Raw genomic sequence first — 24239 nt, forward strand, 5'->3', positions numbered from 1 at the left:
GCATAATGGGAGAGAAAACAACTGGTCGTTGGAGAAAGGCGTTCGTTAATTCAACAGTCTTAACACTATTACAAGTACTGACAATTATTTTGCGGTTTGTCAATCAGACCTTCTTCATTCAAATATTGGGGAAGGAGTTTTTGGGCTTAAATGGCCTGTTCACCAATTTACTGACTTATCTGTCATTTGCAGAGCTTGGTGTTGGGACTTCGATTGTCTTTTCGTTATATAAACCAATTTATGATAGGAATTATAAAAAAATATCTGCACTGATGAATTTCATCAAGCGAGCATATACTGGTATCGGGCTGGTTATTTTAGTACTTGGAGTTGGGTTGATTCCGTTATTTCCATATATCATTAAAAACTATGGTGATATTGAACATATTCCAATTTATTTTTTGCTATATCTAAGTAATTCGGTCGTGAGTTATTTCTTTACGTATAAACGGTCGATTTTGATTGCGGATCAAAAAGAATACAAAAGTTCCATGAATACGTTCAAGTACACCTTATTGCAGACCATACTACAAATTGTTGTCTTGTACTTCTTTAAGGCATATTCACTTTATTTGATTGTCGCAACCATTTGTACGCTAATTTCCAACTTGTCTATTTCGGCATTGGTGAATCGTGAGTATCCTTATCTCAAAGAAAATACCAAATTACGATTAAGCCGATTTGATATCAGGCAGATTCGAAGTAACATCATTGGAATGGTCGGGTCACGGATTGGCAGCATTGTAGTACGCTCTACCGATAATTTACTACTATCGGCATTTATGGGGCTGGCTATCGTCGGTATCTATTCAAATTATTTATTAATCGTGACCAGTGTTAGTACGATCTTATCAAAGCTGGTCAGCTCGGTAACAGCAAGTATCGGTAATCTTATTGCTGAAAAGGATGCAACGAAAAGTCTTTTTATATACAAGACTCATTTCTATATTAATTTAGTTATGACGACAATTACCGCAGCTTGTTTGTTAGTTGCTTTAAATCCATTTGTGCATGCTTGGGCCGGCAAAAATTACGTGTTGACTAGCAGTACCGTGATTGTGATTGTCTTAAATTATTTCATCGATCAGTTGCGGCAGTCCTCGATTGTATTTGTATCCGCATACGGTTTATTTGTGCCAAACGGTAAGAAGTCGGTCATTGAGGCACTGGTTAACTTTATCTTATCACTCACCTTACTAACAGTCTTTCATCTGGGTATAAAGGGTGTTCTGATTGGAACGATTTTGACGAACCTTCTTGTCAACTCTTGGTTTGAACCATTACTCATCTTTCAGAAAGGATTTGCGCTTAAAGGTAAGTTTAAAAGCTTTTATTTAAAAACCTATTTTGGTAACTTGCTCTCAATGGGAATCTTAATTGCTTTATTGGCCTGGTTGGTTTTCTGGATTGATACGTATTTGAACTGGCCAGCATTGGCGATTGCAATCATTAACGTTGTTTTGATTGCGTTGTTTTTGATAGTGATCATCATCGGAATTTATCATCATCAAGAGAATTTTGTTTATATCAAGAACACGTTACTTAAGAAGATATTAAAGTAAAACAAGGGCGGAGAATATTTCAATGAAAAAGCAAAGAAGTTCGAATATTGAATTGTTGAGAATTGTCGCCATGTTCTTGATTGTTTTACATCACGCAATTGTTCATGGTGGGCTTGATAAGGCGACGATAGATTTTTACACAATTCCACATTTTTTAGCACATGGCGTCACAATTTTTTTATTGCAGTCGCTAGTTGTTTTTGGGAAGATGGGCGTTGCAATCTTTGTACTAATTACGGGCTATTTCATGGTTTATTCGCAAGCTAGACTTGTGAAGGTAATTAAGATCTGGCTGGCCATTTTTATTTACTCGTTAGGGCTGTTCGTATTTGCCATAGCGATTGGTGCGCAGAACTTTTCGCTAGCTGGCCTGGTTAAGTCGATTCTACCTGTGATTTTCAGTAATTATTGGTTCATGACGAGTTATGTTGTCATGTATTTATTTATACCGGCCATCAATATTTTTCTAAATAAAGCGACGAGCGGTATGCGCCGACTTGTTATTGAGCTCCTATTTTTGACCAACGTTATTTTGCCGATTGTTTTTGCCACAATGCCTGATAATGCAGTTGCGTTGGGTGCCACTAATATTACTAGCTTTATAATGTTATATCTGATTGGTGCCGAAATGCGCTTTAGGCAGCTATTGCAGCCACGGTACCGCTTAGTCGGTCGCATCCTGTTCTGGGGGTCACTGATTGGATATATTGCCTCAGTTGCCTGTTTAGATGGGCTTGGCCTGATAACCAAGAAAACATTTTTCATCGAGCACGCGACGGTCTTGGCTGGTTCTGGTAGTAATGGTATTTTTGCATTAGGAATGGCAGTTGGCTTATTTATCCTCGTTGGAACAAAACCAATCAAAAGTCGTAAAAGCATTAATTTGGTAGCAGCATCAACGTTATCTGTATATTTAATACATGACAATCCATATATCAGACCATGGCTATGGCACACAGTATTTGGGCTAGGAACGGTTTTTAAGACAGTCTGGTGGTTGAGTATCGTGAGACTAATCGTTGTGACCGTGATTGTCTACGTGGTCGCAACACTAATTGATATGGCAAGACAAGGGCTATTTAATCGAATAGAGAATCGGGTTTGTTCATGGGCAGCCACTCGGATTAATGTGACGAATCGTTGGCTTGAGGGCAAGGCAAGCTTGGTAATCGCGAAGCTCACCAGGTGATTGGTTGTTAGGTTAGTAGAGGCACAGCCAAATGGAATCACTTTTGGACCAGCCTAGTAAAGCGATTATTGATGGCGGTTATTTTGCTATTGTAGCTTCTGATAAACTGACTTGGACGTGAATAAGTTGTTACGACATTATTTTGGATCAGCACAGAACTAATCGAGCCGTTTCGATAGCGCGTGTTAAAAAGAATCATTTGGTAGTGGGGCTTGATATTTGTAAAATGATTGCCAATAATCTTGATGTCATACATGTGGTAGTTAAAGAGTGGATTATGGATTCGAATGTAATTAGCTGGCGTAGTTGCATGAATTGCGAGAAAGTGATTGTTCGCAATCGTTAGCCGATTGACGCCACGAAAGTTAATGGTGCCCGTATCGATGTCGGTTTGAGGTCGGGCGTCAACAACTTCATTATTAGTAAAGTAGATGTCATGAATAATCCCGGCTTTTCCGTTGTTGTAGGTGACATGTTCACCGATTGGATTTGGAGCATAGTAGCGAATTTTTTGATGATTCATAATTGGCAAAAAGCGGCTGTGCTGAACGTAAATGTTATACGAAGGCAGGTTATCATAATTGTCGCCAGCAAGTGGATAAGACATCGCTACTAGATTAGAGTAGTCAACTTGGATGGCTTCCTTAAACTGATCTTGCGGACTACTATTGAATCCCCAAAAGCTTGAATGGTCAACCAGAATGTCTCGACTACCATCAATATCAAGAAAATGGCCATTTGGCTTTTCACAATTATAAAAGGTACTATCGAGAAACTTCACTTGTTGTGCGTGATGTAAACTTTGCGTAAATGAGCTTTGTCCCTGGTCATCACTTCCGATAAATATTGCGTTGTCCCACACGATGTTTTTAATCCCACCATTATAGCCTGCGTGAGGGCTGGGATAGACGAAATACAGAGCGCCTTGATTGATTTTGAAGCTGGCACCCTTTGCAAAATTAAACTTTAAATTAGACCGTAGTTTAATGGCGCCAGGCCTAAAACGATATTGGCCAGTGGGGATGTTAATGGTAGTTGTCCCAACGTGTGGTGTACTGATAATCTTTTGTAAGACTGAATTGTTGTCCTTGTTGGAAGGCAGTAGTCCCTCAGCGTGTGCGTCAACAAGGGTATCAGCAGCAATTCGTTGAGCGCTTATCGGTGTTAAAGTAATCAAAATTATTGGACAACTGACAAGTAGACTGAAGCGAACTAATTTGGGATTAATCATTGTTTTCAGCTCCTAACATTTAGTTGAATGAGTGTTAGCCACGACAATTGACAGAAGTCATTGTGCTGAGTGTAGATGACACCGACTTTTTTCTCAAGTATATCGGGGTGGTATTGACAAAAGTAAGTTGAATCTTGTCAGAATGATGATTAATTTTATTGTCGTATCAACTGCTCAGGCTAATAAATAGGTAATGTTTCTACTGAATACAGTCATATTGGAGGGGTACTAATGGTGTCAAATAGTAATAATGATAAAACGATGTTTGCCATGCGAATTGATAAGGCAGAAAAGGAGCAACTCAAACTGTTGTATAAGGACATGGGACTTGATCTCTCAACAGCGGTCAATCTATTTTTCAAACAGAGCCTATTGGAAAATGGGTTACCATTTCGTCCAACACGGACAGCAGATAGTAATGCTGAAAGAAAGTAGATTTGGCGGAGAATAAGCATTATTTATTAGGAATAATAGCTTATGTGTGCATAGTAAGATGGGGTTGTCTTTGAAACTCTAAATTTGAAGATAATGTCTGAATAGTCACGTGACTTTTTAGCCATAACCGCTCAATCACCCCATGAACCCGAATAAATATTGGTCAATATCCAGTTATATCCAAACAGAATCAGAAAAATTAATTAAAATAGTAACTGACCAGGTAATGATTTGTCAAATGCAATTCAATCCGTACCAACTCATCAGCCACGTGCCAATCTGCCGTGGCTTTTTTTGCGCTCACCAGCTCAAAAACGCATTAATATCATTCCACAGATTATTTAATACAGAATATTAATTCACCAAACTTAAAAATTTAAGTGCTTGTCTTGGTGTTTCGCTTCTAGCTATAATGCACACTAGAGCAGTGTGAGGTATCACTGTGATTTTGGGAACGGCAGCGGACTGATTTAGTTCGCGACTGCCAGTATAGAACGCACTTTGGGGGAAGCTTATGGCTAAAATAGCATGTGTGATTGTCACTTACAATCGAAAACAACTTTTGGGGGAAGCGTTGGAGAGTGCCCTGAACCAAGAAGCGGCACCGGAGACCATCTTCGTGATTGATAATGCATCGACGGACGGGACTGAGGGCTATATTAATCAGCGCTTTGACTTCGATAATCAACGGCTACACTATGTCCGCTGTGCACAAAACTTGGGTGGCTCAGCGGGATTTGCGACTGGAATGCGGCTGGCGTTGCAGACCGACTGTGATTGGATCTCGATTTCAGATGACGACGCGCTGTTTGAGCCGGGGTATTTCAAGGCCATGCGGGCGGGTATCGCTGACCATCCGCAACAACAAGTCTTTTCCGGCTCAGTCCTACTACCGGACGGCACGCACGACATGATGCATCGCGAGTTGATTACGAATCCGGCGACATTGACAGTCAAACCAGTCAGTGAAGCCACTTACGCGCAAGATTTTATGTATGACATTTTCTCATTTGTCGGGGTCCTAATGAGTCGGCAGGTGGTCGAAGACATTGGCTTGCCTGAGCAGGATTATTTTATTCGGTTTGATGATTTTGAATACGCGGTCCGCGCGTTGAAGTACGGCCGGTTCATGAATCTTAGTGCGGCCAAAGTCTTACACAAAACGACTCACACGCGCGCCTCGATTGCGCCGTGGAAAGAGTATTATGTGATGCGCAACCGCATTGCGTTATTACTGAAGCATCGCGGTGCTAATCGCGTGACGCGCTGGTATTGTCGCCGCTTTTTGGCACGTAAATTACTGGCGATTCTACTCTTCCGGAATCGCTGGGGCCAGGCGCGGCCACTTATCAAAGCCTACGTGACGGGCTATCGAGATGGTTGGCACGCACGATTGGGGCGCCAACTCGCATTTCTACCATCGTGATGACGGCACAATTAGAAGACAGACCAAAGCAGGTCAACGAAACGATTTAGGAGTGGACGAACATGCAATATGGGGCAGTTGTGGTAACCTTTAACCGCAAAAAATTGTTACTTGAATCAATTACGGCGCTGATGAATCAGACGGTGCCGCCGACCAAGATCATCATCATTGATAATCATTCGACCGATGGGACGCGTGCGGCGCTGGAACATCAGGGTATCTTGACGAATTCGCAGGTCGACTATCGCTATTTGGAACAAAATATCGGTGGTGCCGGCGGGTTTGCGCGGGGCATGCAGATTGCTCAGGCCGACCCGAACCTTGACTGGGTCTCGTTATCTGATGACGATGCCATTTTTGAAGCGGACTATTTTGAAAAATTAATCGCGTATCATTCGACCCATCCGAACCGCCAAATCCTGACGGGGAGCGTGTACGTGGAAGATGGTCGCCTGCAAGTGGATCAACGCAATCGCTTCACAAGTTGGAGTACTTTTCGGACGCAGGCGGTGCCTGAAGCGGCATACACGGGTAACTTTGAGTTTGACCAATACACTTTCTGCGGCGTCTTCATGAGCCTGGCGATCGTTAAGCAAGTCGGTGTGGCCGATGCGGGCTTCTTCATTTGGTGGGATGACTGTGAATACGCGGTCCGGACGGCCAAGTTGTCCAAACCAGTCAACGTGAGTGCGGCCAAGTTGATTCACAAGACCTATTTACCGTCGCTGGACCTAAAGACTAGCTTCATTCCAGATTGGCGACTCTACTACGGCCTACGCAACCGGTTCATCACCATCAAACGCTGGCGGGCCAATCCAGTGGTTAGTCTGGCCTGGCTGAGCTATTTCTATGCACGCTTGCTATTCAAGCTATGTGGGCCATTTTATCGGGGGTATCGTAAAATGGTCATCAAGGCCTATACGCAAGCGTTGCGGGACGCGGTGATTGAAAAAGAAGGCTTGAACCCTAATTTTATGCCGGGGCAGAAATTTTAAACGTCACCCGTTGACCGTCCAAGTTAGTCTGACTAATTAGGACGGTTTTTTGGACCCCACAAAATTTAATTTTCGAATTTATTTCCTAATCTCAGATGATAAATATTGTGGTTGGCGGTCTGACTGGAACAGATTATTAGTCGGTAATAGCTAAATCAGATGACGGGCTAGACGTGCCTCGACACAAACGCGTTTAAACGGGTAATCATAATAATATTTGTTATTTAGATAGTAAAGTTAATTTAACAAGCCCGGATATTTGATTAAAACCCGTTATATCCGTATGTTGAACGATTGTTTATCACGTAATGTTTGTTATAATTCACCAAGAACGAAGTTAATTTTTGGGGGAATTCACATGAACGAACAATACGATTATTTGGTTGTGGGGGCCGGATTATTCGGCGCCGTCTTTGCCCACGAAGCAGCCTTACGGGGCAAACGGGTCAAAGTGATCGAGAAGCGCGACCACATCGCCGGCAATATTTATACCAAGGAAGTGGCGGGAATCCAAGTTCACCAATACGGTGCACACATTTTCCATACCTCCGATCAGGAGATTTGGGATTACGTCAACCAATTTGCGACTTTTAACCGCTACACTAACAGTCCGGTCGCCAATTATAAGGGCCGGATGTACAACTTGCCATTCAACATGAATACCTTTAACGAACTCTGGGGCGTCCGGACGCCGGCTGAAGCGGCGGCTAAGATTGCCGAGCAACGGGCCGCAGCCAACTTAGGCGACCAGCAACCGCGTAACTTGGAAGAACAAGCGATCGCGTTGATTGGGACCGACATTTACGAGAAGTTGATTAAGGGCTATACCGAAAAGCAGTGGGGACAAAAGGCCACCGACTTACCCGCCTTCATCATTCGTCGGTTACCGGTCCGTTATACGTACGATAACAATTACTTTAACGACACTTATCAAGGGATTACAATCGGTGGCTATACGCAGATCGTTGAGAAGATGCTCGACCATCCTGAAATCACCGTGGAAACCAATACTGACTTTTTTGCCCATAAGGATGCCTATTTAGCAGCTTATCCCAAGATTGTCTTTACCGGGATGATTGACCAGTTCTTCGATTATCAATTAGGAGAATTAGCCTACCGCTCACTACGTTTTGAGACGGAGACGGTGCCCGTTGGTAATTATCAAGGTAATGCGGTCGTCAACTACACGGATGCGGAGACCCCGTATACCCGGATCATCGAGCATAAGCATTTTGAATTCGGCAAGGGCGATGCGGATCAGTCCGTGATTACACGGGAGTACCCGGCCAACTGGCAACGCGGGGATGAACCGTATTACCCAGTCAATAACCAGACGAACAATGCACTGTATAAGCAGTACGCGAAGTTAGCGGCGGCTGAACCACAAGTGATTTTTGGTGGTCGTCTCGGGCAATACCGGTACTATGACATGCACCAGGTGATCCACGCGGCGTTGGTGACGGTCGCGGCGGAATTTGCACCGGTAAATTAAAAGAATGTGTGATGATTGAACATGAAGAAACGGCTGGTGATAATTGGGGGTAGCCTGTCCCTGCTAGTGTTATTACTAGGCTATGCGTTTTACGCGCTCAGCATCCAGCGCGGGCAGGATACGGTGACGCGCATTTATCAAGCGGATCAAAATGGCACACCGATTATTTCGCCTAGCCCCATTTTACTGGTAGGTAAGGCGAACCACCGCAATTTATTTCAGTCCGGAATCAACGGCTACGTCTTAACGAATCGCAATCCACTAGGAACCTGGCTGCCACGGCATAATCAGACGATTCGACTCAAGTATCGCTCGGCATTGACGAATCCGGAGATTCAAAAAACGTTGCGGCAGGCGCGCTATCTACAGGCCGGAACACAAAATACCGCGACGCCCGTTTTTGAGAATCGCCAGTATCAGGGCAATCCGGCGCAGTACGGGCGGATCAGTACCAGTCACAATGGGCGGGTGTGGACGAAGCTACCAATCAGTTATCCAAATGTCCATTTGAAACAGCCCAGCGTCAGCTATCGCCAGGGCCGGCTGACGTTGTTTGACGGGTCGCTGGCGTACTGGACGACCAATTTCAAAGACTGGCATCGCCAGCGGTTGCAGGTGACGACGACACGATTTAAGCACGGTCAAGTCCAAACGGTGCTGGCACGTCGCTCGCAGTCACCACTAGTCATCATTCGCGGTACTGACCGGCAGACCAAGCGCGTGCAGCTCTATTACGGGCAACTGACGAGTCGGTTCAAAGTGACGCGCTGGCAGCAACTACGCCTAGGCAACCTACAAGCCAAGCAGGTCGTTGGCCTGAATCTTATCAATCGCCAATTGGTCCTGTTTCGCCAGCAGGGATCGCGGCTATTGATCTATCGTGCACAGCGCCTAACGGAACCGGTCAAACGAGTCGGGGCAGTGCGACTCGAGCATGCGCGTCATCAGCGGGTCACCGCGGTGAATCTGGTCGCGGTAAGCAATCGCCATTATCAGTTGGTGTTCAGCTTAGTAACGCGTGGTCACTTACAGAAACAACCGCGTTACCGTCGCTTAAATCAGCATTTTCGTGCCACGGGGAAGCAACACTTATTAGTGACGGACTATCTCTGGACACAGTTTCAAATTAGTCAACATGGGAGTGAGTGATTCGAATGAAGGTCCAACCAAAAGAACGCTTTAAACTAGCGTGGCGGTGGTTACCGCTCGAATTACTGATTATGTTGCTCAGTATCGGCATTGGCTGGGGGCTCAATCAGTGGCTTCCCAAGCCAGTGTATCAAGCACAAGTCGACTTGAAAATCGTCCAAAAACCGCGGGCGAAGATGACTGCATCTCAGCGTCGCCGTCAACGGCGTCAAGACATTAAGCTGTTACCGCAATTCAGTGTCATGCCGCACCAAGGTATCGTGTTGACGCAGGCGAGTGCCTACGCCTACATGCATGCTGGCATCTGGCAGCCGATTCAGGAATTAAGCGAATCGGTCCAGGCGACACCCGTTGAACATCAGCCGGTGTTACGCGTGACGGCGTCGAGTAGTTCGCGGTCAGTCGCCCGTCTGAATGCGCGGGCGTTTGAGGTGGCCATCACGGATAATTTAAAGTCATTGAAGCATTACCGCATCACAACGGTCAGGCGGCGAGTTCAACGGACACCGAATGTGATTCGGGGAGCGATTTGGAAGCTGGTCCTCGTTATTGGGGGCAGTTTAGCGGTGCTCAGTCCGTATCTCGTCAAATTTGTGCAAGGTTGGGGGCGTCAAGATGAAGCGATTTAAATGGCACCGACTGGTTCAGGATTACCAGGCGGTCTATCTCATGATCTTTGCGGTCTATTTGGCTTCCGTGACGCTACAAACGACGACCTTTAATGTCATGTATCCGCACAAGCTAGGCGTTTTGGTCGAGTTAGCGACCTTAGCCGCAATGTTCGGCCTAATTGTTGGCTTTCAAGCACTGACACCGCGCCAAATCATTGGTGAAGTCAGCCTGTTGGCACTGGTGACGGTCGTGACACTGACGTCGGGGGCGCACTATTTGTTGCCGACGGTCATGCTAGTGTTAGCCGCCCGTCAAGTGTCTTTTCGTCGAATCATGAAAGTCTATCTGGCGGTCGTCGGGAGCATCTTACTCCTAGCATTCATTGCCGCCGAGATTGGCCTGATTAAAAACATTACGTTCGTGACTGACGACGGGGTGCGTCAGTCCTTTGGGGTCGTGTATACAACGGACTTCGCTGCCCACATCTTTTACATCTGCGCAGCCTACTTGTATTTGCAAGCACGGCGGTTCCGATTAGTCATGTTGATTCCGGCACTACTCGGGTTAGTCGTGATTTACCAGTTCACCAAGACGATGACCGATACGATTGCCTTAGTGGTGCTCATCAGCGGATATTTGGTCTATGTCTATCGCCGGAAGAATCAGCATTTCAAGTGGTTGCGGCCACTGCTGCGCTACAGCTTTTTAACGTTACCGATTGCAAGTGGGCTGATGATTGGTCTCTCGAATATTTTTAATTATCAAGATAAGCTACTGGCCACGCTCAATGACGCTTTGTCGACCCGCTTAGCACTGGGGCAAAATGCGCTGCTGGCTTATGGCGTCAAGTTGTTTGGGCAGTCGCCGATTCCAATCAATGGCTGGGGTGGCGACCGAGTCAACACGTTTACGAACGGCGTTGGCCTGACCACGTACTTTTTCATTGATTCTTCTTTTCTGAATATGCTGATTTCATACGGCTTATTGTTCACAGTCGTCGTAATTGCTGGAATCACCTGGTTTTTGTATCAGCGCACACAGCAAAACGATTATTTGCTACCGGTCATCATGATGGCCATCGCAATCAGTAGCATGTTTGATCAACATTTTCTGGAAGTCACGTATAACAGCTTCATCCTGATGCTGTTTGCGGAGCTGCCAAGTTATCATACGACGGTTGGCGCGGCCTTTGACCAACCAATCGTTAGTCCAAGGGGGGCACTGACGGATGAATCATAAACAAGCCTATCGGGTTCAACGCATCATTGTCATCGTGGCCCTGTTACTGATTCTGTTTGGGGACACCAATATGAACGGCGTCTTCAGCTTTAGCCATCAACCGCAACAAATCTGGTTCTATCCGCAACTCGTCGTGGCTTTAGCGACCGCTGCCGGGCCCAACTTGTTACTGATGGCACTCGGGGCCGCCCAGTTACGTCGACCGGCATTAGCCATTAGTCAGTTGCTTCGGCAGATTCTCTGGTTGATGGGCGGGATTGCGCTGTTCTCATTGTTCTTCTATCTGGAAGATTTATTGGGACAATCCCAGGGCCTAGCTAATTTTAATCTGGCGGGGTTCTTTACGGCTCTCGCCCAGGCGCCAGTGGGCTTCTATGATATTTTATACGAATTGTTGGGCTTCTTCGTGACGTTGCCATTACTACGCGTGATTGCGCACCATGCCAGTATCACGATTCAGCGCTACCTGTTTTGGGCAGAACTTGTCTTCATTGGTATGGTACCGATCGTGGTCTTCTTCACGGGACTTACGACCATCAATATTGACCCACCATTAGCGATTACAGCGGGGTGCTTCTTCGCTTTGATGGGTTATTGGCTCAGTCAGGCTGACCTATTGACACGCATCACGCGTGAACAGTTGTTAGTCGCGTGGCTACTGACTGTGGCTTGTTACGCAGTGATGGTTTCGGTCACGATGTATCAGGTCAATCTGGAGCATAATTTCGACCTCATCAGCAGTCAACCTTTTGCCCAGACTTTTCAAGCCATTCCGTGCCTGACGCTCTGGGTAACCGTTGCGACGTGGGTCATGAACCGCACGACTTTGAAACAGCCGCGGCGGCACAACTTTGTCCAAACAGCCTACGGAACCTTATTGGTCGCTGGCCTGTTGATTGAGCCATTTACAGGCATCAACCGCGTGTTGACCCCAATAATCGGGGCTTGGTGGGCGGCCTGGTTATGGACACTAGCAGTCGGTCTCGTGAGTGTCGAAGTTGTGTGGTTACTCCGACACTGGCGGTGGGCCCGTCAGTTACTTCCGGATTTGTTCGGCGGAGCCGAGCTGAGCGGGGGATTGGCGGATGGCTAAACGAATTGAGTGGATTGATATTGCAAAGGGGATCGCAATTTTAGCCGTAGTCGTTGGACATACTTTGGGGCCGTATAACGGTCAGTTCTTTGGTAGCTTGATTTTCGCCTTTCACATGCCGATTTTTTTCATGTTGAGTGGCTACCTGTATCATCCACGCCCGCCTATTCAAGAGTGTCGGCGTGGGGCGGTCAATTTGTTGTTACCGTACGTCGCGACGGCGGTGTTAGTCCTCGTCGTGAGTGCCGTGGCGCGCTGGTTGCCGCATAATCCCGTTCTGCTGGCATATTTTCCAAGCTGGCAAACGGGGTTGTTAGCCGCTGTCTATGGTGCGGGCTCACCGGTCTTTAATCCGTGGCACTGGCAGGTGCAACCGATTGGCGCGGTATGGTTCTTACTGAGTATGTTCATTGCCATTCAGTTGTTCAACGGCTGGATGACGCTGACGGCACGGTATGCGCAACGGACTCGCCAAGATTTGGCTCGTGGCGTCATCGTGATTGCGCTCGCCATCAGTGGTGGTGTTTTAGGCCAAATCGCGTACTTGCCATGGGCGTTTAACGCGGCCTTGTTGGCACAAGCTTTTTTGTACGCCGGATACCTGGTGCGGCAAACGAATCTGTTACAGCGGATGCCGTCACCCTGGTATCTCTTGTTGACGTTCATGTGGCTGTTAAGTGCCTTTCAAGGTTATTTTGCGCTGACGGTTCCCGTGTCGCCGAACTTGCTGATTAGTGTGATGGGTGGTGTTGCAGGGAGTCTATGCGTGATTCGCTTCAGTGAATGGCTGTCCCAACACGCGGCAAGAAGCGTCGTTCAGGGCCTAAAACGGTACGGCCAATTATCATTAGTCGTGTTATGTTTTCATCTGATCGACTTGGATGTGATTGGACTAGCGGGCTGGGTCAACGGTCTCGTATTGCCGCACGGCGGGCCACTGGTTGCAACCGTCGTCACGATTGGTTATCGGATTGCGTTTGTGACACTTGCGATGTGGGCAATCCCACATTTACCAGTGCTGCGCGTATGTTTCTTGCCCAGACAGTACTCGTTTAAGCGGCTGCGACGCGGTGAAAAACAATATGTACAACTCAGTGAACCAAGAGATGATAAAGTGAATTAACAGTCGTTTGTAAATACTTGCATTTTTAAACGGTCGCGACACGAGTGTAGAAACTCGTCGCGATTTCTGACCAGAGGGGGACTGGCAAATGAAAGTACAAATTTATGTTGCGGCACATAAGCCGTATCAAATGCCACAAGATTCAACGTATCGACCGATCTTTGTCGGGGCGGCGCTCAATGGGGTGACACCGCAGCATTATCAACCGGACAATGTCGGCGATAATATTTCGGCCAGCAATCCAAATTTTAATGAATTAACTGCGATGTATTGGATCTGGAAGAATTGTCATGCGGACATCAAGGGCTTAAATCAATATCGGCGTTACTTAGCAGAAGCACCGAAACGCAAGCTGGCAGGGATTCTGTCAATGGACGAGATTGAAGGCTTGCTTGAGCAATATGATGTCATTGTGCCGAAAAAACGCCACTATTATATCGAGTCGAATTATTCGCATTACATCCACGCGCACCATCAGGAACCGTTAGATGTGATGCGGACGGTCATCCACGACCAACACCCCGACTTCTTAGCAGATTTTGACCGCTTGATGCATCAGACGTCCGCGCATATGTTTAACATGATGATTATGCCTGGTCCTAAATTTGACGCCTACGCCGAGTGGGTCTTCGATATCCTATTTGAAGTTCGAAACCGAATCGATATTTCAGACTACGATGTTCAGGAAGCCCGCGTCTTTGGTTATCTATCCGAGCTATTGTTAGACGTCTGGATCAACCATCAACACCTCAGTTACGTGGAAGTACCGGTAATGTACATGGAAAAACAACAGTTGCCGGCGAAAGCCTACAATTTATTGAAACGTAAATTCTTCCCGCAAGCGGCTAAACGGACCCATTTTTAAGGGGTGTTAGCCTTGAAATTTAGCTGAATGATATTAGGGATGCAAAATAAAACGTTCGATAAGCAAGTCATGTCAGACTTGCTTATCGAACGTTTTTTGTTAGCAGTAATTAGAATAACTGGTGGTGGGACACCTGCATTAGTGACGGTATTGGACCAGTCAGTACACGTCGGTCAATGTACGCGGCTCCGAAGCTTAGCGGCGTTAGCGAGTACGGGTGGTTGTAGAATTAAAATCAGCCCGCCATAGATGAGGGCGCCGACGCCAATTTGCATCGCGAGATTCAAGTAGGAAGCAGCCATGGTGATGTTTAAGCCGTAGACGACCGCAAACATGATGGCACCGGCTAATGCGTATTTAAGCGCGCCGGTGAACAGATTACGCGTCTTGAGACTGTGACGAGTCACGATCAATTGATAGCCAGTCACGCAAACTTCTGAGATCAACGTTGCCAGCATGGCCCCGGCGACGCCCCACAGCCAGATAAGCGGAATGTTACAAGCCATATTGACCAGCGCACCGACTGTCACTGAAATGGTGTACGTCTTGGTTTGCTTGGTCGGCAGTAAGAACTGTTGGCCGAGCACGTTGCTCATGCCGATTAAAATGATAACGGGCGCTTCAATCATGAGCAACTGGTCGACCGCTGAAAAAGCGCGCCCAAAAAATAGCGGCGCAAGCGTGGTGGCGACCGCCGCGACCCCCAGTGCCATTGGAATTGCAATCGCCAGCACAAAGTCGAACGACATGTATAGGTATTGGCGCACCCGTTCAAGCTGTTGCTTCATGAACAGGTTAGCAATGTGCGGTAGCATTACCGTTCCCGTGGCGGTGACAAGGGCCAGCACTAGTTTGATCAGCTTATCTGAGTAGTCATAAAAGCCCGCCGCAGTCAACGAATCCATCTGCCAGAGCATCGTCTTATTCAACGCCAAGTAGACGGTCGTCGCAATCTGCGGAATAAATAGGGCGATTGATGGTCGTAGGTGTCGGAAAAGTCGCAAGTGATGCCAGTCAGGCTTTGCGACACTGTGGCGCAGATACGGCCACAACGTGAGGTTCCCCAGCACTTGGGAGCCAGCCAAGATTAAAATGTAGATGCCAGTATCTTGCGCGGTCTTGACGAAGGTGAAAATCGCAATGATTGAAGCAACTTTCACAAGCATATTCCGCAAGACGGTCTTCTTAAAATCCTCAAGTCCCATGAAGTACCAAGAGATGTCGACAGCGCCCGCAATAATATAAAATGATTGATAGAAAAAATAAATCTTCAATTGATGCTCAAACATGAGAAACACTAAAAAAGCGAGATAAGCGCAGCTAATAGTCACCAACTGTAATATTTCAATCTCCCAAAAAGTTTGTGAGCGTTGCGCGCGATCGTCGCGAATAAACGCAATTTCCCGATTCCCATAGATGGTGATGCCAACTGTCCCAAATAAGAGGAAGTAGGTGATGATCGAATTGGTCGTCGCGTTGATGCCGACTCCGGTAGGACCTAAGACCCGTGAGATATACGGGACGGTCAGTAAGGGGGTCAGCAAAATTAAGAGGTTATACCCCGCTGTGTAAAAGTAATTCCTTATGATTCGCATGAGCGGCTCCTTGATGCAATTAAGCAGTTTGATGCTGAATTCCTCAACATTCAACTCATTGTATCATAGCCTATTAGCCGGTTGATAGTGGTTTTAACCGGCTAAGGTTGGTTATTAACAAACTTATTATTTGATAAAATCATCGATATTATTAACGGTGATTTCAAACTAAATCGTTTATTAATATCGATTATTACTGGTGGATAATTTAGCTGAATCTGTCCGAGACCTCGCACGCCACCTTTGCAAGACAAGTGGGTCCAAAATCTGCCCTGACTAATCAATCGTATCCGGCAGCTATTTTCGGTCGTCTGATGTGACGGTGCACACAGAAAAGGGGGAGCAGTGAATAGCAGACTGGATTGATTTATGCTGCACAGATTATTTCTAAGTGGTTCATGTGTCGTCCACACAAAAAAACGTTGAACCAAAATCCCCCTGAATTTGGTTCAACGTTTTTAGTTGTGGCTAATTTAATAAGCACCGTTTGGCTTGAACATGATAACGACTGTCTTAAATAGAATGTAGACATCGAATGACACGCTGCGTTTGGAGATGTATAGTAAGTCTAACTTGACCATTTCATCAAAGCCCACGCTGTTGCGAACGGTGGCCTGCCATAACCCGGTACAACCAGGCTTGACGGCCAGGCGCTGCTTGTCATATTCCGTATATTCAGCAACTTCTCGTGGCAGCGGTGGCCGTGGCCCAACCAAGCTCATGGAACCTTGTAAGACGTTTAGCAATTGGGGTAGTTCATCGATACTATACTTGCGGATGAACTTACCAATCCTGGTGACCCGTGGATCGTCTTGCATTTTGAACATGGCGCCATCAATTTCGTTATTTTTAAGTAATTGTTCCAACAATTCATCAGCGTTGGAAACCATCGAGCGAAATTTATACATTTTGAACGGCGTTTCACCGCGTCCTAAACGTGTTTGGGAGTAGAAAACCGAGCCCTTAGGATCTTCAAGCTTGATCGCAATGGCGATAATTAAGAAGAGTGGTGATAAGATGATGAGGCCTAAGAGGCTAGCGACAAAGTCAAACACACGTTTAACGAACCGATAACCATAGCGACGATGCTGACGCACAGCGTCAATCGTAATCGGTCTGATTTCTCGTTCCTTCAATTCCATAAGTAACACCCTATGCTTCCTTTAAATATTTTCCCCCGTAAACCACAGCCAGATTAATCTATTACTACTGTTCGGGTTGTTGCAAACTGACTATGTATAAACGATATCGATACAACCTAATGATTATAGTACAAAATGGCTATCAAGTAAATATACTTGATAAGATTAACTTTGGGGCTTCGTTTAAGTTTATTATAGCAAACATCCTAAAATAATAAACCCGTGTTTTGCATTCAGCTACGGGAGCCAAGGCGTTACATGGCTTTTTGAAATTTGGTTAACTATAATTTACCAGCATTGGCCAAAGATGCAATCGTTAGCAACTTAAAATGACGCGATAAGTGGGAAAAGTCGGCTGGCGTAAAATTAGTTAATGAACAGTGGGGTTAGGGATGTTTGGACGGGTATTAATGAAGCTAAGTCGGTTGTTTTATCTTGATGATAGTGGCTAACCGGGCACACTGGACTGAGCTAGTTACCATCTTGCTGGAAGTGCAATCACATATAATTGCAGCGATTACTTGCTTTCCGCGGTCGGTTTAGTGATCGTGAGTCATGATGTTTGCGACAACATGGTTCCGATGCTACAGTCAATTATGGCTCAATGATGAAGTCCCGTTGAATGTCGGAAAGTCACGAGCAAAGTTGGTGTTTTTCAAAGTATCGAACAGTTGCCTAGTTGGTGAGAATTGGCTGGTCATTAAGCGGAAGCATGTGCAGGACTAGCTGAAGTTATCTCGTTTCACAAGACATTGAGTGAAGGGGTACGAGGATGAAAACCGAAGTCAGAGCAATTCAAGAAGTTTACACGATTCATGGTGAGCAAATTACGGTGGTGACCAAAGCACGCTTTGACCATGCGACTGGCAAGCAAGTCTTTGATCAAGAGATTGATAATGAGGCGATTAACACTGCTTTCGATGCATACCGGAGTAAGCACATGATGATTACACCAAATCGAATTAAAGCCTTACGTCAACGGTGGAACTTAAGTCAGCACGACTTTGCGGCACTGTTCGGATGGTCAGACATGACGATTGCTACTTATGAGACTGGCGCGCTGGCATCTGAGACTAATAGTGAACGGTTGCTTGCCTTAGAAGCAACCCCTGAGTTGGCGCAGTCGCTTTATGAGTCCTCCAAAGACATGCTGACTGAACGCGGTAAGCAGGCTTTTCGGGGACAGACGGGAGATGCCGCTGAACGGACGCCGCAAAAATGGATTGAAAAAGGAATCAACCAACAATTTGAAGTCACAAATTACTCAGAGTATTCGGGGTTTAGTGCGTTTGATCTCAAAAAGTTTGCTAATATGGCTCTTTATTTTGTTGAGCAAGTGCCTCAGGTGACCAAGACTAAACTTAATAAGCTACTCTTCTATACTGATTTTAAGTTTTTTGCTCAAAATACAGTTTCAATAACAGGTGTACCATACGCACGTTTACCTTATGGGCCTGTACCCAATGATTATAGTCTATTATATGGTGCAATTGAAAATGCAAAGCAGCTTACAGAAGAAGTAGTGAATGATGGTGTTACCGAGAGGACTTTTTTTACGACAACTGCGAACTTTAACAGTGCACTGTTTACAGAACAAGAGTTGGCGGTGATGATGGATACTGTTCAACGGTTTGGTCACTTGAACGCGATTGAATTGTCAGAAAGATCACATCAAGAGCGTGCTTGGCAAGCTAATGATACTGGAAAGTTGATTTCATATCTATATGCTAATGACTTAACTACGCTAAAATGAACTTAATATGAAACGTCGGCCATGAGTGGATATTGAAACCATGGGCGACGTTTTTTGGTTAGTTTGTGCAGTAACAATAGCAAGGTGATGGAGCTAATGTCGATATCAAAGCAGTTTAACTTGTTACATTCCCTGATTTGTTCATGACTCGAGAAATTTATTCAGGCTTGAATATGTCCATCCAAAAGCACGTATTAAACGCGTTACATTTCCCCTAGGCTTTCCCGACCGTTCACGGTACAATTAAGGCAGAGCTCAAATTCAAGTGAAAAGGATGTCCGACATGAATGACGATTGGATCACGGTATTTCCCGCGGATTATAATAATTCATACCACTTAATTTTGAAACGTGGCACGGCCCACTTTGCGTACTATTATTTTAAAGTCGACAAGCTGGATCAGCGGGTCATCTTTTATGACGATGTCGAACGTAGCGGGATTTCAATCAAAACACAGATTACTCGCACGTTCATGCGGGCACTCGTTAAAGCCATCGATTGGCATCCGGTCGGTAACAGTATCATCATTGAAATTTATCCGGTCGAGCGGGCCGCAACTAAAGCGACGCGGCTGTCCTGTGATATTTGAGAGTGGTTTCAATCATGGACGGAATGATTGACTAAGTGTTTGCATTTTGGTATGGTTGCTATGTAGAAAATTCGTTTTCTTCAGTTGGTCAGGCAACTATAAAATCAGATATCTGTTAGACCATTTAATCTAACGTCCGCTGGGGACAGAAAATTCAGAACGTTTTTACTAGTTAACCACTAGCGTTCGCTGAGAACAGAAAAACCTGACATAGCTTGTTAATAAGTGTTTCAATAAGACAGTTTCATGGCGTATCGGGCGACCGACGCGCTTTTTTATTTTCTACTGTCAATAAAAGCCGGCCTGGAAAATCCGAAGATTTCCAGACCGGCCTTTATTGTATCTGCATACGTCACAGCTGTTTATGGGTACAACGGGAAATACGCTTAAGCCTTTGGTGCCGTGATAATTGGTGTCTCAATCGTTTCGACGTACTTAGCGGCTAATGGTTCAGCGACTAAGTTTTCGCCGTCCTTGGCGAAGAGCTTAGTGGCAGCCAGATCGGCCATCGCTTGGCTGACGACTTCCTTACTCAAGTTGTCGTTGGCGTAGTGTAATTTCAAGTGGTGAACTTTGTTGGTGCTGGTCTTAAAGCTTAAGTCTAAGGTTTTCATGGCGTTCCTCCTAAGGATGTGGGTGTATTAAGCAGCGGGTTGTGGGTCGTAGCGGTAGGCGTTTGCCAAGTTGGCGGTGGTGAATTGGTCACCCGTCAAAACTTCGATGACTTTACCAAAAGCGGCAAGTTGTTCGTCGGTCGCGTCCTGGGCGATGCCGTTAAACGTGTGCTTACGTTGTTCGTCCAGATCAGTTGTCGTTAGAACAGTCAGGGTTGCTTTTAACCAAGTTTTAGTCATGTTGTAGTTCCTCCTAGAGTTGTTGTGGTAGGCTGGCCAGCTTACATTAATACAGACGGCTGAGCAGGCCATTTTGTGCAACTTTTTGACAAACTTTTTTAAAAATGCCGTTAATTCGCGTATTCAGTGGTCATGTGAAGCTCGACATTTGCCATCGCGTCGCCGACTAACCGGGTGAAAATTGGGAGTAATACGGCCAAATCCGCGTCGGTCAAGTTGCGGCAGTTGTGCCAAGTTTGGCGGTGAAGTCGGTGCTGATGGTCGGTGGCGACCATGATGAGCTGTGTGTTCAACCAAGTGTGCATGGCGTAAAGTCCTTTCTATCCTGAAACGTGGTTTTTTATCGTGCGCGTGCCCGCCAATGATGGGAGCGTTGGTCGGTAGAAATTATCGTGCTAGAATGCTTGCGACTCACTGGCTATTGATGAAGTAACCACTGGTGATTTACTGACTGTTGCCAGCTAGCGACTAATCAACTGCCAGCTGCGACCAACTAAGGATTTGCCGGCAGTTCAATTGACACCACGATCAGCGAATCCCTCTCCATCAGGGCTCAATCCTGCTCCCCAGTGGCCTGATACAGCCGATGCGCCTTCGCCAACAGACTGGCCCGCCAGTTATAAACGGTGCGCCGACTGACGCCGTGAGTCCGCATGATATCGGCCACGGATTGTTCTTCCAAAAAGAATTCAGTCAGGTAGATGCGCTCGCCGGGACGGCATTGGCGCAATAAATCTGTGAGTAGCGCTGAAAGTTGCCAGTGGGCTTCCTGGTCACTCATTGGGTCGATTGCGACTGGTAAGGCGTGTTCCAAGTCGACTTGTGACTGGGTGCGGAGCGTCTGTTGCCGCAAATAATCGACGGTGCGCCATTTGATGCGGCGAAAGGCGAACTTACGAAAGTCCGGCAGATTGGCGGGTAATTCTGGCTCGTAATTCTGATAGGCGGCCAACCAGGTCAGGTGGGCAACTGTGACGCAATCCTCGAATTGCGGGTGGTAGCGGGTGATGTTGGCCGCTCTCAAGGCGCCATAGAGGAGACGTTGGTGTTCTGGTTCCGCGAGCAAGTCGAACGCGGCTTGATTATCTAAACGGTCTGCGTGCATGAAGTTATCCCTCGTTTGATTTGAATTCCTTGGCCAAGGTTGACTCCAGTGTAGCGAAGGCAAATACCGATTGCTGGGTGTGAAAAATGAATGAAAGATGACGATTTGCTTTCATTATTAATCTTCCAATGAGAATTCCATCGATTACGAGCATTGTACTAGGATAGATTGAGCACTATTGATATGATGGGATTAATCTAATGCCTGCAGTAGGGGTGCGTGCAGAATTATCAATATTAGAGACCAAAATCAGATTTTGAAGGGTTTGTGAGTCATGAACCAAAATAACATTGTCAGCACCACCGTGAATCCGTTCTGGTATAACGATGTTGGGTGCTGGGACACCCGGCAGCCAGAACGCTTAGTCAAATACGCTACACGTTTAGAAAGTGACAAAATCGACGTTTTACAGACATTTTATCTACTTGACATCGGGCACTTAAAATGTCCAGAGAAGGCGTTGGTTTTTGACCGTCAACGGGGTATTTTGAAGTCCAAATGGAGCACGCGCCAACTGATGATTCGCTATTCGCGTCAATTAGGTTTTTCAGGTTCCCATCTGGTCAGGGCCGTCGCTACTGATCAAGGCCTTTCACCGCATAAGTTGCCGATTATTCACGGGGAAGCGATTCTGATGCCCCAGACCTCGGCCAAACGCGGGATGGCCAATTGGTATAACGGGCTGTACCTGATCGATGCGGTGGAACGGCCACTGATGACTGAGTTAGTCTATGCGGGCGGCATCCGGTTACTCATCGATATGAGCCTGCCGATGGTCGACCGTCAATTGAAGAAAGGTCGGCAATTACAGCAGGGCGTCAGTAATTACCATCAACGACGTGCCACGCCCAATCAAGCGGCGAGTGGGTTAGATGGGACGGACGCCCAAAATCTGAACCGGTTTGCGGATACGGTCGTTGATTATTTCGGCATTCAGGCCCATCCCGAGGAAATTAGTTGTTTGACTAAGCGATTTTTAGGTACACTATAGTCAACCATTAATTGAATCGGAGGCTGGATAAGCATGACGGAGAAAGTGACGAAGATCGTCGCGCAAAAACGGGCGGGACGCTACAATATTTATCTTGATGGCAAGTATGCGTTTCCCATCAGTGAATCGGTGATGATCAAGTTTCGCGTCTTCAAGGGCATGGAAATCGATGCTGAGCTCCAAACGGCGATGATTGCCGCGGACGACGTTTCCAGAGCATACACGCGGGCGTTGGATTATTTGTCGCACCAGTTACGGACGGAAAAGGAAGTCCATGATAAGTTGCGTGACGAAGAAATCGAGGAGACCGTGATTGATGCAACGATGCAACAGTTGCGCGAACTGCGGTTGTTAAATGACCAGCAGTACGCGGATGCCTTTGTACGCACGGCCAAACGGACCAGTGATAAGGGGCCGCGGGTGATTCGCCAGAACCTACGTCAAAAAGGGGTCGGTGAACAGCTGATTGACGACGCATTAGCCGGGCAATTTAGCCCAGACGAACAAATCGACAACGCCAGTGAATTAGCCCGTAAGCTTGCCAAACGTTATCACAAACAGGCGTTTAAGACGATGCAACAAAAGGTGCGCCAAGGCATGATGACCAAGGGCTTTGACAATGACACGATTACGGCCGCGATTGCTAGCTTAGACCTTCAACCAGATGAAGATGAACAGTGGCAAGCCCTCGTCACGCAAGGCACCAAGCTCTGGCAACGGAACCGCAAATACAGCTTTCGCGAACGGGCGATGCGGACCAAACGCAGCCTGTTTCAAAAGGGCTTCATGATGGATGAAATTAACCGATTTATCGACGAACAAGTCGCGGATGAGTGAAAAGGTCGAATTACCTGCCCGCACGCCATAAAAATCTGGTATAATGTTTAATGAAATTCGATGAAAATTTACCCTCAGTTAGAAAGTTGGGTTAATATGGCGCGCGAGGCGAAAGGACCTAAGGAAGGCGACTTCATTACGATCAAAAGCTATAAGCACGACGGAAGTTTACATCGAACTTGGCGCGATACAATGGTACTCAAAACAAGCGAGAACGTCTTAATTGGTTGTAACGATCACACACTGGTCACCGAAGATGATGGCCGTCGGTGGGTGACGCGGGAACCAGCAATCGTTTATTTTCATAAGCATTATTGGTTTAATATCGTGGCGATGATTCGCGATAACGGCGTTTCATACTATTGCAACCTGGCATCACCATATGTGTTAGACAAAGAGGCTTTGAAGTACATCGACTATGATTTGGATGTCAAAGTCTTTCCGGATGGTGAACGCCGGTTGTTAGATGTTGATGAGTACGAAGAACACGGCGCCCAGTGGCACTATTCAGCCGATACTGATCGCATTTTAAAAGCAAATGTGAAGGTGTTGGTCGACTGGATCAAGCACAAAAAAGGCCCGTTTTCACAAGACTACATCGATATCTGGTATAGTCGCTATCAAGAACTATCACGTCGGCAATAGCTCTGCTGACGGTTTGTCAGCGGCGTAATTAAAATACAAGGGGAGCAGCCACGTTTCGGCGCTCCCTTTTGTTATCGATAAATACGTGATACGTATGTGGATATTCGTCATAAAGATGGTTCAATCGTGCTGGCTAGTTTACTGTTCGTCAGCCGGTGTGCACCTTAGTCCGACTTCCGGGGCCGGCTGACAATTGCTGGAACGTAAGCCGACATCGATTTGAACTCACGCAGAAACCCACTGCGCAATTTCAAATACGAGTCTTATTCTAAGCCGGAAGCACCCCACTTCCAGCTAAGAATAATTTGGCTACTGAG

At 46.4% G+C, this 24239-nt stretch carries 24 protein-coding genes; 17 read left to right on the forward strand and 7 right to left on the reverse strand.

All coding sequences use genetic code 11. The features are described from left to right. Positions 1-5: 5 nt before the first annotated feature. Together MZO40_RS13825 and MZO40_RS13830 are read left to right on the forward strand one after the other, a co-directional pair. A complete protein-coding gene (locus tag MZO40_RS13825; RefSeq protein WP_105962143.1) occupies positions 6-1562 on the forward strand; it encodes a lipopolysaccharide biosynthesis protein in 1557 nt (518 codons plus the stop codon). Positions 1563-1584: 22 nt separating this feature from the next. Continuing rightward, positions 1585-2751: an acyltransferase gene (locus MZO40_RS13830; protein WP_105962144.1), complete on the forward strand. Its 1167-nt coding sequence runs from the start codon at positions 1585-1587 to the stop codon at positions 2749-2751. A 37-nt stretch (positions 2752-2788) separates the two neighbouring features. Here the strand turns inward: MZO40_RS13830 and MZO40_RS13835 are convergent, their stop codons facing one another. Next, positions 2789-3982 (reverse strand): N-acetylmuramoyl-L-alanine amidase, encoded by a 1194-nt coding sequence (locus tag MZO40_RS13835; protein WP_252133352.1) that lies wholly within the window; start codon positions 3980-3982, stop codon positions 2789-2791. A 231-nt stretch (positions 3983-4213) separates the two neighbouring features. Here MZO40_RS13835 and MZO40_RS13840 point away from each other — a divergent pair, with 231 nt between their 5' ends. The 10 genes from MZO40_RS13840 to MZO40_RS13885 all read left to right on the forward strand — a co-directional run bounded on the left by MZO40_RS13840 (position 4214) and on the right by MZO40_RS13885 (position 14411). Continuing rightward, the gene (locus MZO40_RS13840) at positions 4214-4417 is read left to right on the forward strand and encodes a type II toxin-antitoxin system RelB/DinJ family antitoxin (RefSeq protein ID WP_225367014.1); all 204 of its coding nucleotides are present in this window, start codon (positions 4214-4216) and stop codon (positions 4415-4417) included. 514 nt (positions 4418-4931) lie between these two features. Then, positions 4932-5843 carry a glycosyltransferase family 2 protein gene (locus tag MZO40_RS13845; RefSeq protein WP_252133353.1) on the forward strand — a complete coding sequence of 304 codons (912 nt, stop codon included), beginning with the start codon at positions 4932-4934 and terminating at the stop codon, positions 5841-5843. 62 nt (positions 5844-5905) lie between these two features. Next, positions 5906-6838, forward strand: coding sequence for a glycosyltransferase family 2 protein (locus MZO40_RS13850; protein ID WP_105962147.1), 933 nt, complete (start codon positions 5906-5908; stop codon positions 6836-6838). 358 nt (positions 6839-7196) lie between these two features. Further along, positions 7197-8330: a UDP-galactopyranose mutase gene (gene glf, locus MZO40_RS13855; protein ID WP_252133354.1), complete on the forward strand. Its 1134-nt coding sequence runs from the start codon at positions 7197-7199 to the stop codon at positions 8328-8330. 21 nt (positions 8331-8351) lie between these two features. Further along, positions 8352-9479, forward strand: coding sequence for a polysaccharide biosynthesis protein (locus MZO40_RS13860; RefSeq protein ID WP_252133355.1), 1128 nt, complete (start codon positions 8352-8354; stop codon positions 9477-9479). A 5-nt stretch (positions 9480-9484) separates the two neighbouring features. Further along, positions 9485-10108, forward strand: a complete 624-nt coding sequence (locus MZO40_RS13865; protein ID WP_088769786.1) for a polysaccharide biosynthesis protein — start codon at positions 9485-9487, stop codon at positions 10106-10108. Further along, complete coding sequence (locus tag MZO40_RS13870) at positions 10095-11330, forward strand: polysaccharide biosynthesis protein (protein WP_105962150.1); 1236 nt, start codon at positions 10095-10097, stop codon at positions 11328-11330. The genes MZO40_RS13865 and MZO40_RS13870 overlap by 14 nt, the downstream gene beginning before the upstream one ends. Continuing rightward, positions 11320-12423 (forward strand): polysaccharide biosynthesis protein, encoded by a 1104-nt coding sequence (locus MZO40_RS13875; protein ID WP_216779762.1) that lies wholly within the window; start codon positions 11320-11322, stop codon positions 12421-12423. Before MZO40_RS13870 ends, MZO40_RS13875 begins: the two co-directional genes overlap by 11 nt. Continuing rightward, positions 12416-13546: an acyltransferase family protein gene (locus MZO40_RS13880; RefSeq protein ID WP_105962152.1), complete on the forward strand. Its 1131-nt coding sequence runs from the start codon at positions 12416-12418 to the stop codon at positions 13544-13546. Before MZO40_RS13875 ends, MZO40_RS13880 begins: the two co-directional genes overlap by 8 nt. Before the next feature lie 88 nt (positions 13547-13634). Continuing rightward, on the forward strand, positions 13635-14411 hold the full coding sequence (locus tag MZO40_RS13885; RefSeq protein ID WP_003638244.1) for a DUF4422 domain-containing protein: 777 nt from the start codon (positions 13635-13637) through the stop codon (positions 14409-14411). 173 nt (positions 14412-14584) lie between these two features. On the opposite strand, the gene MZO40_RS13890 is transcribed toward MZO40_RS13885, so the two are convergent. Continuing rightward, positions 14585-16006 (reverse strand): polysaccharide biosynthesis C-terminal domain-containing protein, encoded by a 1422-nt coding sequence (locus tag MZO40_RS13890; RefSeq protein ID WP_105962153.1) that lies wholly within the window; start codon positions 16004-16006, stop codon positions 14585-14587. 473 nt (positions 16007-16479) lie between these two features. Further along, positions 16480-17148 carry a sugar transferase gene (locus tag MZO40_RS13895; RefSeq protein WP_181185853.1) on the reverse strand — a complete coding sequence of 223 codons (669 nt, stop codon included), beginning with the start codon at positions 17146-17148 and terminating at the stop codon, positions 16480-16482. 772 nt (positions 17149-17920) lie between these two features. Here MZO40_RS13895 and MZO40_RS13900 point away from each other — a divergent pair. Both MZO40_RS13900 and MZO40_RS13905 read left to right on the forward strand, forming a co-directional pair. Then, on the forward strand, positions 17921-18901 hold the full coding sequence (locus MZO40_RS13900; protein ID WP_181186610.1) for a type II TA system antitoxin MqsA family protein: 981 nt from the start codon (positions 17921-17923) through the stop codon (positions 18899-18901). Positions 18902-19184: 283 nt separating this feature from the next. Beyond that, complete coding sequence (locus tag MZO40_RS13905) at positions 19185-19490, forward strand: hypothetical protein (RefSeq protein ID WP_003638248.1); 306 nt, start codon at positions 19185-19187, stop codon at positions 19488-19490. 386 nt (positions 19491-19876) lie between these two features. Here the strand turns inward: MZO40_RS13905 and MZO40_RS13910 are convergent, their stop codons facing one another. The 4 genes from MZO40_RS13910 to MZO40_RS13925 form a co-directional block, all read right to left on the reverse strand. After that, on the reverse strand, positions 19877-20104 hold the full coding sequence (locus tag MZO40_RS13910) for a DUF2922 domain-containing protein (protein ID WP_050340372.1): 228 nt from the start codon (positions 20102-20104) through the stop codon (positions 19877-19879). Between the two features lie 27 nt (positions 20105-20131). Next, complete coding sequence (locus MZO40_RS13915) at positions 20132-20344, reverse strand: hypothetical protein (protein WP_050340371.1); 213 nt, start codon at positions 20342-20344, stop codon at positions 20132-20134. A gap of 110 nt (positions 20345-20454) precedes the next feature. Continuing rightward, on the reverse strand, positions 20455-20649 hold the full coding sequence (locus tag MZO40_RS13920) for a hypothetical protein (RefSeq protein WP_105962154.1): 195 nt from the start codon (positions 20647-20649) through the stop codon (positions 20455-20457). Between the two features lie 248 nt (positions 20650-20897). Further along, positions 20898-21449, reverse strand: a complete 552-nt coding sequence (locus tag MZO40_RS13925; protein ID WP_252133356.1) for a sigma-70 family RNA polymerase sigma factor — start codon at positions 21447-21449, stop codon at positions 20898-20900. A 274-nt stretch (positions 21450-21723) separates the two neighbouring features. Here MZO40_RS13925 and MZO40_RS13930 point away from each other — a divergent pair, with 274 nt between their 5' ends. The 3 genes from MZO40_RS13930 (at position 21724) to MZO40_RS13940 (ending at position 23922) form a co-directional block, all read left to right on the forward strand. Further along, positions 21724-22440: a hypothetical protein gene (locus MZO40_RS13930; RefSeq protein ID WP_088769775.1), complete on the forward strand. Its 717-nt coding sequence runs from the start codon at positions 21724-21726 to the stop codon at positions 22438-22440. Positions 22441-22473: 33 nt separating this feature from the next. Continuing rightward, entirely contained in the window at positions 22474-23277 is an 804-nt protein-coding gene (recX, locus tag MZO40_RS13935; protein ID WP_105920450.1) for a recombination regulator RecX, read from the forward strand. Positions 23278-23373: 96 nt separating this feature from the next. Further along, on the forward strand, positions 23374-23922 hold the full coding sequence (locus MZO40_RS13940; protein WP_003638256.1) for a DUF402 domain-containing protein: 549 nt from the start codon (positions 23374-23376) through the stop codon (positions 23920-23922). Positions 23923-24239 lie beyond the last annotated feature (317 nt).

Origin of the sequence: Lactiplantibacillus sp. B652 (assembly GCF_023806745.1) — a bacterium.
GTDB classification, from domain to species: domain Bacteria; phylum Bacillota; class Bacilli; order Lactobacillales; family Lactobacillaceae; genus Lactiplantibacillus; species Lactiplantibacillus pentosus.

Bases quoted from the DNA above. Each gene is read 5' to 3' on its own strand.
- MZO40_RS13825 (WP_105962143.1), top strand. From the start codon at position 6: ATGGGAGAGAAAACAACTGGTCGTTGGAGAAAGGCGTTCGTTAATTCA.
- MZO40_RS13830 (WP_105962144.1), top strand. From the start codon at position 1,585: ATGAAAAAGCAAAGAAGTTCGAATATTGAATTGTTGAGAATTGTCGCC.
- MZO40_RS13835 (WP_252133352.1), bottom strand. From the start codon at position 3,982: ATGATTAATCCCAAATTAGTTCGCTTCAGTCTACTTGTCAGTTGTCCA.
- MZO40_RS13840 (WP_225367014.1), top strand. From the start codon at position 4,214: ATGGTGTCAAATAGTAATAATGATAAAACGATGTTTGCCATGCGAATT.
- MZO40_RS13845 (WP_252133353.1), top strand. From the start codon at position 4,932: ATGGCTAAAATAGCATGTGTGATTGTCACTTACAATCGAAAACAACTT.
- MZO40_RS13850 (WP_105962147.1), top strand. From the start codon at position 5,906: ATGCAATATGGGGCAGTTGTGGTAACCTTTAACCGCAAAAAATTGTTA.
- glf (WP_252133354.1), top strand. From the start codon at position 7,197: ATGAACGAACAATACGATTATTTGGTTGTGGGGGCCGGATTATTCGGC.
- MZO40_RS13860 (WP_252133355.1), top strand. From the start codon at position 8,352: ATGAAGAAACGGCTGGTGATAATTGGGGGTAGCCTGTCCCTGCTAGTG.
- MZO40_RS13865 (WP_088769786.1), top strand. From the start codon at position 9,485: ATGAAGGTCCAACCAAAAGAACGCTTTAAACTAGCGTGGCGGTGGTTA.
- MZO40_RS13870 (WP_105962150.1), top strand. From the start codon at position 10,095: ATGAAGCGATTTAAATGGCACCGACTGGTTCAGGATTACCAGGCGGTC.
- MZO40_RS13875 (WP_216779762.1), top strand. From the start codon at position 11,320: ATGAATCATAAACAAGCCTATCGGGTTCAACGCATCATTGTCATCGTG.
- MZO40_RS13880 (WP_105962152.1), top strand. From the start codon at position 12,416: ATGGCTAAACGAATTGAGTGGATTGATATTGCAAAGGGGATCGCAATT.
- MZO40_RS13885 (WP_003638244.1), top strand. From the start codon at position 13,635: ATGAAAGTACAAATTTATGTTGCGGCACATAAGCCGTATCAAATGCCA.
- MZO40_RS13890 (WP_105962153.1), bottom strand. From the start codon at position 16,006: ATGCGAATCATAAGGAATTACTTTTACACAGCGGGGTATAACCTCTTA.
- MZO40_RS13895 (WP_181185853.1), bottom strand. From the start codon at position 17,148: ATGGAATTGAAGGAACGAGAAATCAGACCGATTACGATTGACGCTGTG.
- MZO40_RS13900 (WP_181186610.1), top strand. From the start codon at position 17,921: ATGAAAACCGAAGTCAGAGCAATTCAAGAAGTTTACACGATTCATGGT.
- MZO40_RS13905 (WP_003638248.1), top strand. From the start codon at position 19,185: ATGAATGACGATTGGATCACGGTATTTCCCGCGGATTATAATAATTCA.
- MZO40_RS13910 (WP_050340372.1), bottom strand. From the start codon at position 20,104: ATGAAAACCTTAGACTTAAGCTTTAAGACCAGCACCAACAAAGTTCAC.
- MZO40_RS13915 (WP_050340371.1), bottom strand. From the start codon at position 20,344: ATGACTAAAACTTGGTTAAAAGCAACCCTGACTGTTCTAACGACAACT.
- MZO40_RS13920 (WP_105962154.1), bottom strand. From the start codon at position 20,649: ATGCACACTTGGTTGAACACACAGCTCATCATGGTCGCCACCGACCAT.
- MZO40_RS13925 (WP_252133356.1), bottom strand. From the start codon at position 21,449: ATGCACGCAGACCGTTTAGATAATCAAGCCGCGTTCGACTTGCTCGCG.
- MZO40_RS13930 (WP_088769775.1), top strand. From the start codon at position 21,724: ATGAACCAAAATAACATTGTCAGCACCACCGTGAATCCGTTCTGGTAT.
- recX (WP_105920450.1), top strand. From the start codon at position 22,474: ATGACGGAGAAAGTGACGAAGATCGTCGCGCAAAAACGGGCGGGACGC.
- MZO40_RS13940 (WP_003638256.1), top strand. From the start codon at position 23,374: ATGGCGCGCGAGGCGAAAGGACCTAAGGAAGGCGACTTCATTACGATC.